The 9,653-nt window shown below is 25.9% G+C and carries 10 protein-coding genes; all 10 read left to right on the top strand.

Features of this window, described 5'->3' with window-relative positions; translation table 11 throughout:
• A partial coding sequence (locus BHW04_RS10145) for a flagellin (protein WP_302699520.1) occupies positions 1-606 on the top strand: 606 nt, incomplete at its 5' end.
• Positions 607-759: 153 nt separating this feature from the next.
• The gene (locus BHW04_RS10140) at positions 760-2,499 is read left to right on the top strand and encodes a motility associated factor glycosyltransferase family protein (RefSeq protein WP_302699524.1); all 1,740 of its coding nucleotides are present in this window, start codon (positions 760-762) and stop codon (positions 2,497-2,499) included.
• Positions 2,492-2,842, top strand: a complete 351-nt coding sequence (locus BHW04_RS10135; protein ID WP_302699518.1) for a hypothetical protein — start codon at positions 2,492-2,494, stop codon at positions 2,840-2,842. Before BHW04_RS10140 ends, BHW04_RS10135 begins: the two co-directional genes overlap by 8 nt.
• Entirely contained in the window at positions 2,842-4,056 is a 1,215-nt protein-coding gene (locus BHW04_RS10130) for a motility associated factor glycosyltransferase family protein (RefSeq protein ID WP_302699516.1), read from the top strand. Before BHW04_RS10135 ends, BHW04_RS10130 begins: the two co-directional genes overlap by 1 nt.
• Positions 4,049-5,200 (top strand): N-acetyl sugar amidotransferase, encoded by a 1,152-nt coding sequence (locus tag BHW04_RS10125; RefSeq protein WP_302632050.1) that lies wholly within the window; start codon positions 4,049-4,051, stop codon positions 5,198-5,200. The genes BHW04_RS10130 and BHW04_RS10125 overlap by 8 nt, the downstream gene beginning before the upstream one ends.
• A 29-nt stretch (positions 5,201-5,229) precedes the next feature.
• Positions 5,230-5,844 carry an imidazole glycerol phosphate synthase subunit HisH gene (hisH, locus tag BHW04_RS10120; protein WP_302632049.1) on the top strand — a complete coding sequence of 205 codons (615 nt, stop codon included), beginning with the start codon at positions 5,230-5,232 and terminating at the stop codon, positions 5,842-5,844.
• 21 nt (positions 5,845-5,865) lie between these two features.
• Positions 5,866-6,621, top strand: a complete 756-nt coding sequence (gene hisF, locus BHW04_RS10115) for an imidazole glycerol phosphate synthase subunit HisF (RefSeq protein ID WP_302632047.1) — start codon at positions 5,866-5,868, stop codon at positions 6,619-6,621.
• A 41-nt stretch (positions 6,622-6,662) separates the two neighbouring features.
• The gene (gene pseB, locus BHW04_RS10110; RefSeq protein WP_302699513.1) at positions 6,663-7,682 is read left to right on the top strand and encodes a UDP-N-acetylglucosamine 4,6-dehydratase (inverting); all 1,020 of its coding nucleotides are present in this window, start codon (positions 6,663-6,665) and stop codon (positions 7,680-7,682) included.
• Positions 7,683-7,704: 22 nt separating this feature from the next.
• Positions 7,705-8,895 (top strand): UDP-4-amino-4,6-dideoxy-N-acetyl-beta-L-altrosamine transaminase, encoded by a 1,191-nt coding sequence (pseC, locus tag BHW04_RS10105; protein WP_302631331.1) that lies wholly within the window; start codon positions 7,705-7,707, stop codon positions 8,893-8,895.
• 8 nt (positions 8,896-8,903) lie between these two features.
• Complete coding sequence (locus BHW04_RS10100) at positions 8,904-9,644, top strand: cytidylyltransferase domain-containing protein (RefSeq protein WP_022212735.1); 741 nt, start codon at positions 8,904-8,906, stop codon at positions 9,642-9,644.
• Positions 9,645-9,653 lie beyond the last annotated feature (9 nt).

The following is a 9,653-nucleotide window of genomic DNA, read 5'->3' as shown; positions in this document are numbered from 1 at the left end:
GCACAAGATGGAATATCATTAATCCAAACAGCAGAAGGTGCATTAAATGAAACAACAAATATTCTGCAAAGAATGAGAGAATTGTCAGTACAAGCAGCAAATGATACAAATGCAACAACTGATAGACAAGCTATAAAAACAGAATTAGTAGCATTACAAGACGAAATTTCAAGAATAGCAGATACAACTAAATTTAATGGTAAAAATCTTATTAATGCATCTGCTTCAAAAGCTTCTTTAAATATTCAAGTTGGAGCTAATTCTGGAGAAATGATAACAATACAACTAGAAAATATGAGAGCTACAGCAGTTGGTGTAACAACTGCATTAGTATCTAATGTTGGGTCAGGAAGTGCAACAGATGCTAATAAGTTAACAACTGCTATAGATACTGCACTGGCTATACAAAATAGATTAGAGCATACTATTAAAAATGTAGATAATACATCAGAAAACTTACAAGCAGCAGAATCAAGAGTAAGAGATGTTGATATGGCGAAAGAAATGATGAATTATTCAAAAAATAATATATTAAATCAAGCAGCGCAATCAATGCTTGCACAAGCTAATCAACAGCCACAAAATGTATTAAATTTATTAAGATAATTTAAAAATAAGTTACCATAAGAGTAAATAATATTGCTTTATGGTGACTTTTTTTATTTTAAAAAGTATTTTAAGTTTTATTAAAGATAAAAAAAAAAATAACGACAATATAAATATAAATGAAAAAACAGGAGATGAATTATCGTGTATACTATGGAAAAAAGTAAAGATAATTTAAGGATATTAAAAGTAAAAACAAATAATAAGGAAAAATATTTAGGTAGTTATTATAATCATAAAAAAGATATAGATGATTTTATTAATGATATAGGCGAGATAAATAATGGGACTATAATTGTAACATATGGAATTTGTGATGGTGAATATTTATTAGAATTAAGTAGAATAAAAGATAAAACTTTTAAAGTTATAGTATTTGAAAAAGATATTGATTTAATTAGTAATATTTATGAAGATGAATATTATAATGATTTTACAAAAGATGAAAGAATTAAAATTTTTAATTATGATGAAAAAAATATAGAATTAATATTTAGTTTAGAATTTGATTTAGTTAATATTTATAATGTTAGGGTTGTAAATAACAAAGTATTAAATGAATATAACTATGAAGAGTGTATCTATATATCAAAATGCTTAAAAAAGTTTATTGTTCATAATATTATTGAACATAATACAATAAATCATTTTTCAGAACGTTGGTTTGAAAGTTTCATTAAAAATTTTAAATATAATTTAAATAGTGTATTTTTAGAAGATTTAACAGATAAATTTAAAAATAAACCTGCTATAGTGTTATCAGCTGGACCATCTTTAGAAAAGAATATAGCACTTCTTAAAGAATGTCATGAAAAGTTTATAATTATAAGTGGAGGAAGAACACTTTCAAAATTAAAAGAAATAGATGTGAAACCAGATTTCTTTGTTATGATTGATGGTGATGAAATAGCATACGATTTAGTTAAAGAAAATTTAAATTGGGATATTCCTTTGATTTTTTCCAGTGCCACAAATGAAAAAATACTTGAAAATCATTTAGGTAGTAAAATAAGTGATTTTTCAGGTATAGACTTTACAGGAACAGTAATAAAAAGGAATTTTAGACCAAGGGTTGGAAGTGGATCTGTTGCACATGTTTGCATAAATTCAGCTATTGACTTTGGATGTAATCCAGTAATATTTATGGGACAAGACCTTGCATATACTAATGACAAAGTTCATGCAGAGTTTTGTGAGGCAAAAGAAGATAAATATAAACATGAGGAAGTTGTTAGTAATGTACAAAGCAAACATGATATCTTTGTAGATGATATTTATGGAAATAAAGTGAGAACAAGTAGATCTCTTAATATGTTTAGAGAAAATATTGAAGCAATAATTAAATATAATAAGGATACTAAATTTATAAATGCTACAGAAGGTGGGGCACATATAAACGGAAGTGAAGTGAAAACTTTAAGAGAAGTTATTGATTTATATGAAAACTCAGAAAAAATAAATAAAAATTTAGAGTTAAAGCCTACTTTAACAAAAAAACAGAAAGATTTAGTTATTAATGAATTTGAAAAAACAATAGGATATTTAAAAGATATAAAAATTAAATGTAATAAACTTCTTGAATTTAATAAGAAATTAAAAAGTTTATATAATAAAAATAAACTTTTTGATTATGATAAAATTGCAAAAAAAATGGATATTTTAGAAGAAGAATTGAAAGAACTATACTTAAAAGTACCTTATATAAAGAGTTTAATTTATCCTATTGTTATGAATGTTGAAATAAATCCATTATGGATGGACAAAGATGGTGATAGTAAAGAAGAAAAGTTCAAAAAATTTTATGATAAAACTAGATTCTTATATGAAACTATGAAAAAAAAGGCTGAATATGCATTTAATTTTATAGATAAGGAGTGTAATATTAGTGAATAATAAAGATAAAAAAATAAATTTATTAAAAACAATGGTAGAAAGTATCGAAAATATAAATTTATATATGGAAGCAATAGTTAATAAATTATATGAAGGTGATGAAAAAATTGCTTGTGAAGGATTAGCTTTTATATCAGAAGAATTACAATGGATATTTAAAGGATTAGATATTACATCAGATATTTTTGATAGTAATGATATAGCAACAAATATATTGGAGCAATTCACAGAAATTGTAAGCGCTATGGAGAATGAGGATTACATACTTGTAGCAGATATGTTAAATTATGAAGTAAAACCATTACTTGAAGAGTTAATTAAAAGTATAAAAGAAACTATATAATGAAAATAGAAATAGTATACTCTAAAAAAAATCAAAAAGTAATTAAAATAGATGATGTATATTTAAATAGTAAGTATAATACAAGTATAGAAGCTAAAAAATTTATTGATGGATATAAACATGTACTTAATGATGAAATTATTCATGTATTAGGTTTAGGGTTAGGATATCACATTAAAGAGTTATTAAAAATAACAAATAATAAAAAAATAAAAATTTATATTTTGAACACAGAAGTTTATAATACCTTGAAAAATGAAATTGAAGTAAAAGATATAATAAACAATAAAAATATTGAAATTTATTTTGAAAATGAAATAGATGAATATTTTAAAACTATAAAAAAATCTAATGATATTATAATATATAGACCATTATTAAAATTTGCAGAAAATGTTGAAATAAAAAATAAAATTGAAAATTATATAATTGCAAAATCAGGAATAAAAAAATTTTCAATATTTATGGAAGAGAATAAACTATATAATGAGAGTAAAAACTATAAAAGTATTAGTAAATTTTTAAGTAATAAGGGAAAAAAAATTAAATTAGTAGCAAGTGCAGGACCATCTTTAGATATGGTAGTTAATGATATAAAAAAATATAGGTCAAATTATGATATTTACGCAGTTGGTTCAGCAGTATCAACACTTATTAAAAATGATATATACCCAGATGCAATAGTCATTATAGACTCGCAAAAATTTGTAGCAAATCAACTTTATGGATATAATGATTTAGATATTCCATTATTATTTTTAGCCACAGCATCAAGATGGGCAGTAGATAATTATAGTGGACCTAAATATATATTTTATAATGAAAATAATAAAGAAAATATAATTATTGAAACAGGTAAGACAGTAGCTATTGCAACAATTGATATAGCTATAAAATCAGAAGGGGAAAAAATAATATTAGTTGGTCAAGACTTAGCTTATGTGAATAATAAAACACATTCTAAAGCATATGAAGAAATGTATGAGGAAAAAGATGAAATTTTAGCTAAAGATAAAGCTATAAAAATTAAAGATGTTTTTGGATATGAAATTCTTACTAATAGAGGTTACATATTATTTAAAGAAAATATTGAAAAATTAATTAAAGATAATAATAAAATTAAATTTTATAATTGTAGTTTAGGAGCAGAAATAAAAGGTGCAAAATTTACTACTATGAAGAAATTGTTTGAAGGTGATGAAATAAATGATTAAATATTGCAAAAGATGTGTGATGCCTGATACAAAACCTAATTTATCATTTGATGAAGAAGGAATTTGTAATGCATGTAGAAATTATGAAAAAAGAGATGCAGTAGATTGGAATAAAAGAAAAGAAGAACTTATGTCTATTTTAGATAAATATAGAAGTAAGGATGGTTTAAATTGGGATTGTATTATTCCTGTTAGTGGAGGAAAAGACAGTACATATCAAGTTGTTACAATGTTAGAATTAGGTATGAATCCATTATGTGTTACTTCAACTACTTGTCATTTAACTGAAATAGGTAGAGAAAATATAGAGAATATTAAAAATTTAGGTGTTGATTATATTGAAATTACTCCTAATAAGAAGGTAAGAAAACACTTAAATAGAATAGGATTATTTGAAGTAGGAGATATATCTTGGCCAGAGCATGTTGGGATTTTTACAATACCTGTAAGAATAGCTGTGAATATGAATATTCCTTTATTAATATGGGGTGAGAATTCGCAAAATGAGTATGGAGGACCAGCGGCATCAACAGAAAATAATATTTTAGATAGAAAATGGTTAGAGGAATTTGGTGGACTATTAGGATTAAGAGTAAGTGATCTTATAGGATATGAAGGAATAAAGAAAAATCAATTAATTCCATATACATATCCCACAGATGAAGAACTAAAAGAAGTTGGAGTTACAGGGTTATTTTTAGGGCATTATATACCATGGGATGGATTATCAAATGTACTTTTAGCAAAAGCACATGGGTTTAAAAGTTGGGGAAAAACTATAGAAGGTTCAGCAGTGGATTATGAAAATATAGATAATTATCAAGTAGGAATTCATGATTATTTCAAATTTTTAAAATTTGGTTTTGGAAGAGCATCTGATTTAGTATCTATGCATATAAGAAGAGGTAGATTAACAAGAGAACAAGGAATGAATATTGTTAAAAATTGTGATGGTAAATTCCCATGGACATATTTAGATAAACCACTAGAAGAAATTTTAGAACCATTGGATATAACAGTAGATGAATTTATAAAGATTTGTGACCAATTTACAAATAAAAAGTTATTTAAAGTAGATAGAAATGGAGAGCTAATAAAAGATAAAAAAGGAAATTTAGTGAAAATTAATTATGACAATAATTAAAATTAGTTATATTTAAGAAAGGTAAAGCAATGAGTGTATGTATAATTGACTATGGAATGGGAAATTTACTATCAGTTAAAAGAGCTTTTGAAAAATGTGGAGCTGATGTGAAAATAGCAAAAAAACCAGAGGAACTATATTTAGCAACACATATTATACTTCCAGGAGTAGGAGCTTTTGCTGATGGTATTAATAATTTAAAAGTAGGAAAATGGGATAAGGTTTTAGATGAAATAGTTAAAGAAAAAAAGATACCTATTTTAGGAATTTGTTTGGGTATGCAATTGTTTGCTACATATGGATATGAATCTGGAGAAGTAGAAGGATTAAATTATATAGAAGGTGAAGTTGTAAAGCTAGAAGCAAAAGAAATCTTTGAAAGAGTACCTCATGTTGGTTGGAATGATATAAGAAAGATAAACAATAATGAATTATTAGAAGGTATTGAGGATAATACTGATTTTTATTTTGTTCATAGTTATAAATATGTAACAAAGAATGAAGAAGATATTGTATGCAAAACAAATTATTGTGGAGAGTTTACATCTGTAATAAATAAAGATAATATTTGGGGAGTTCAATTTCATCCAGAAAAAAGTCAAAAATCAGGATTTAAATTAATTAATAACTTTCTAAATTTATAAGATTGGTGGAGGAATACTTACATGTTAAAAGTTAGAGTTATACCTACATTATTGTATAAAGAAGTTGGATTGGTAAAAGGGATTGGTTTTAATTCATGGCGAAGGATAGATACAGTATTACCTGCTATTAAAGTTTATAATATGAGAGAGGTAGACGAATTAATTTTATTAGATATAGAAGCAACTATTAAAAGTAAAGAACCAGATTATGAGTCTATAAAGGAGTTCTCTAAAGAATGTTTTGTACCCTTTTGTGTAGGTGGAGGTATAAAATCTATTGATCATATAAGAGGTCTTTTAAGAGCTGGAGCAGATAAAGTATGTATAAATTCAGAGGCATATAATAATTTAAATTTAATAAGAGAAGGTGCTAAATTATTTGGCTCTCAATGTATAGTAATAAGTGTAGATTTTAAATGTATTGATGAAAAATATTATTGTTTTTCACAATCAGGAAATTTTAACACTGGAATTTTAGTAGAGGAATGGGTTAAAATTGTTGAAGAAGCAGGAGCAGGAGAAATTATTTTGACTTCCGTAGATAAGGATGGAACCATGAGTGGTTATGATTTAGAAATAATAAAAAAAGTAGTTGATATTGTAAGTATTCCTGTTATAGCATCAGGCGGTGCTGGTAAGTATGAGGATATGTTTCAAGCTATAAATTATAGTAAAGCATCAGCTGTTGCTGCAGCTAGTATATTTCATTTTACAGAAATGACTCCTAAAGAAGCTAAAATGTATTTGTCAAATAAAGGAATAGCAACTAGGAGTTAAATAACTATAGTAATGAAAATTTTATCAAAGGTGGTAAATAGATGTTAAATGATAAGGTAATTTTAATAACTGGTGGAACAGGATCATTTGGTAAAAAGTTTGTAGAGAGAATACTACATGAATATAATCCTAAAAAGATAATAATTTATTCAAGAGATGAGTTTAAGCAAGATTTAATGAAAAAAGAATTTATGAAAAAGGCGAAAAATAAATATCATAAACTTAGATTTTTCATTGGTGATGTAAAAGATAAAGACAGATTGTATAGAGCGTTAGTTGGTGTAGATTATGTTATTCATGCAGCTGCTATGAAGCAAGTTCCAGCATGTGAATACAATCCATTTGAAGCAATAAAAACAAATATAAATGGAGCACAAAATTTAATTGATGCATGTATTGATAGAGGAGTAAAGAAATGTGTTGCACTATCAACAGATAAAGCTGTTAATCCAATTAACTTATATGGAGGAACAAAGCTTGTATCAGACAAATTATTTATCTCAGCTAATGCATATTCTGGAGAGTTTGGTACGATATTTTCAGTTGTTAGATATGGAAATGTGGCAGGGAGCAGAGGTTCTGTAATACCGTTTTTTAAAAGTTTAATTGAAGATGGAAAAAAGGTGCTTCCTATTACTGATTTTAGAATGACTAGATTTTGGATAACATTAGATGAAGGTGTTGATTTAGTTTTTAAAGCATTAAAAGAATCAAAAGGTGGCGAAACATATATTTCAAAAATTCCTTCTTTTAGAATAACAGATTTAGCAAAGGCTATGTTGGATGATGTTGACATGAAAGAAGTAGGTATTAGAGAAGGGGAAAAACTTCATGAAGTAATGATAACAAAAGATGATTCAAGAAGAACATATGAATATGAAAATAATTATATAATATATCCTAATTTTGATTGGTGGGATGAGAAAAAGCATTTTACTAAAGGGGGAAAATTAATAGAATTGGGATTTGAATATGATTCAGGAACGAATTCACAATGGCTTTCAGTTCAGGAGTTAAGAAGAGCTATGAATGATTTAGGTATATTTACACATAAAAAATAATTTTAAATTTAAGGAGATTAGAATGCGTGAGTTAGCAATAAATGGAGGAAAACCAATTAGGAATACATATCTTGCTTATGGAAAACAAACTATTGATGATGATGATATAGATAATGTGGTAAGTGTTTTAAAAGGTGAGTACTTAACTACAGGGCCTATAGTAAATAAATTTGAAAATAGTATTTTGAATTATGTAGGTAGTAAATATGCAGTAGCAGTATCCAATGGTACTGCAGCACTGCATATGGCGTGCCATGTAGCAGGAATTTCAAAAGGAGATGAAGTGTTAGTACCAGCTATTACTTTTGCAGCTTCCTCTAATTGTGTTTTGTATTGTGGTGGAACACCAGTATTTGTAGATGTGGATCCTTATAGTTATAATATTAATGTTAATGAAATAAAGAAAAAAATAACTGATAAAACAAAGGCAATTATAGTTGTAGATTTTGCAGGACAATCTGTAGATATGGATTCTATTTTACAAATTGCGGAAGAATATAATTTAATTGTAATTGAAGATGCAGCTCATGCTTTTGGAAGCGAGTACAAAAATAAAAAAGTTGGAATAAAAGCTCATATGACAACATTTAGTTTTCATCCTGTAAAGCCAATTACAACAGGTGAAGGTGGTGCTGTTGTAACGAATAGCAAGGAGTTATATGAAAAAATGTTATTATTTAGAAGTCATGGTATCACAAGAAATTGTGAATTTATGACTGAAAATCAAGGGCCTTGGTATTATGAACAGATTGATTTAGGATATAATTATAGATTAACTGATATTCAAAGTGCTTTAGGATTATCTCAAATAAAGAAAATAGATAAATTTATAAAAAAAAGAAGAGAAATTGTTAAAATATATAATGAAAATTTTAAAGACATTGATGAAATAGTTATACCTTTTGAATATGAATATTCAAAATCAGGATATCATATATATGTTTTATTGTTAAATTTAAATAAATTGAAGTGTGATAGAAAAACTATATTTGAAGCATTGCAAGCTGAAAATATAGGTGTTAATGTCCATTATTTACCTGTATATTTACATCCATATTATAGAGAATTAGGATATAAAAAAGGAAGTTGTCCTATAGCAGAAGATATTTATAATAAAATGATAACTATACCATTATTTCCTTCAATGAGTAATAAGGATATTGAAGATGTTATAAAAGCAGTGAAAAAGGTTATTAATTATTATAGAAAGTAGGAAGTAACATGAAAGTTGTATGTTTGATTCAGGCAAGAGTCGGATCTACTAGATTACCAGGGAAAATTTTAAAAAATGTATGTGGGAAAACTATTTTGAATCATGAAATTGACAGATTAAAAAAATGTAAAGAAATAGATGAAATAGTAGTAGCAACAACTAATAATACAAATGATGATGAAGTTGTAAATCATGTAAAAAATTTATCTGTTAAATATTTTAGAGGTTCAGAAAATGATGTTTTATCTAGGTTTTATCATGCTGCTAAAGAAGAAAATGCAGATATTGTTGTTAGAGTAACGAGTGATTGTCCATGTATAGATTTTGAAATATTAGATGATGTTGTGAAGTATTTTAAAGAAGCTAATAAGGATAGGAATATTGACTATGTATCAAATACATTGAGAAGAACTTATCCAAGAGGATATGATGTAGAAGTATTTACCTTTAAGAGTTTAGAGAAAGCGTATATTAATTCAAATAAAGCATATGAAAGAGAGCATGTAACTCCATATATTTATGATGATAAAAATGGTTTTTTAAAAGAAGGATTTGAATTTGAAGAAAACTATTCTAAGTATAGAGTTACTTTAGATACTATTGAAGATTATATTGTAATAAAAAATATATTTGAAAATTTATATTTTAAAAATAAGTATTTTAAATTAAAAGATGTTGTGAATTATTTGGATAACAATTTAGATGTTGTAAATATAAATAAGAATATTGAGCAGAAAAAGCTATATTAACAATATTAA

Source organism: Clostridium sp. 29_15, from assembly GCF_001916075.1.
GTDB classification, from domain to species: Bacteria; Bacillota; Clostridia; order Clostridiales; family Clostridiaceae; genus Clostridium; species Clostridium lentum.
Note: the sequence above shows the minus strand (reverse complement) of the source record. Positions and strands in the feature narration are given on the sequence as shown.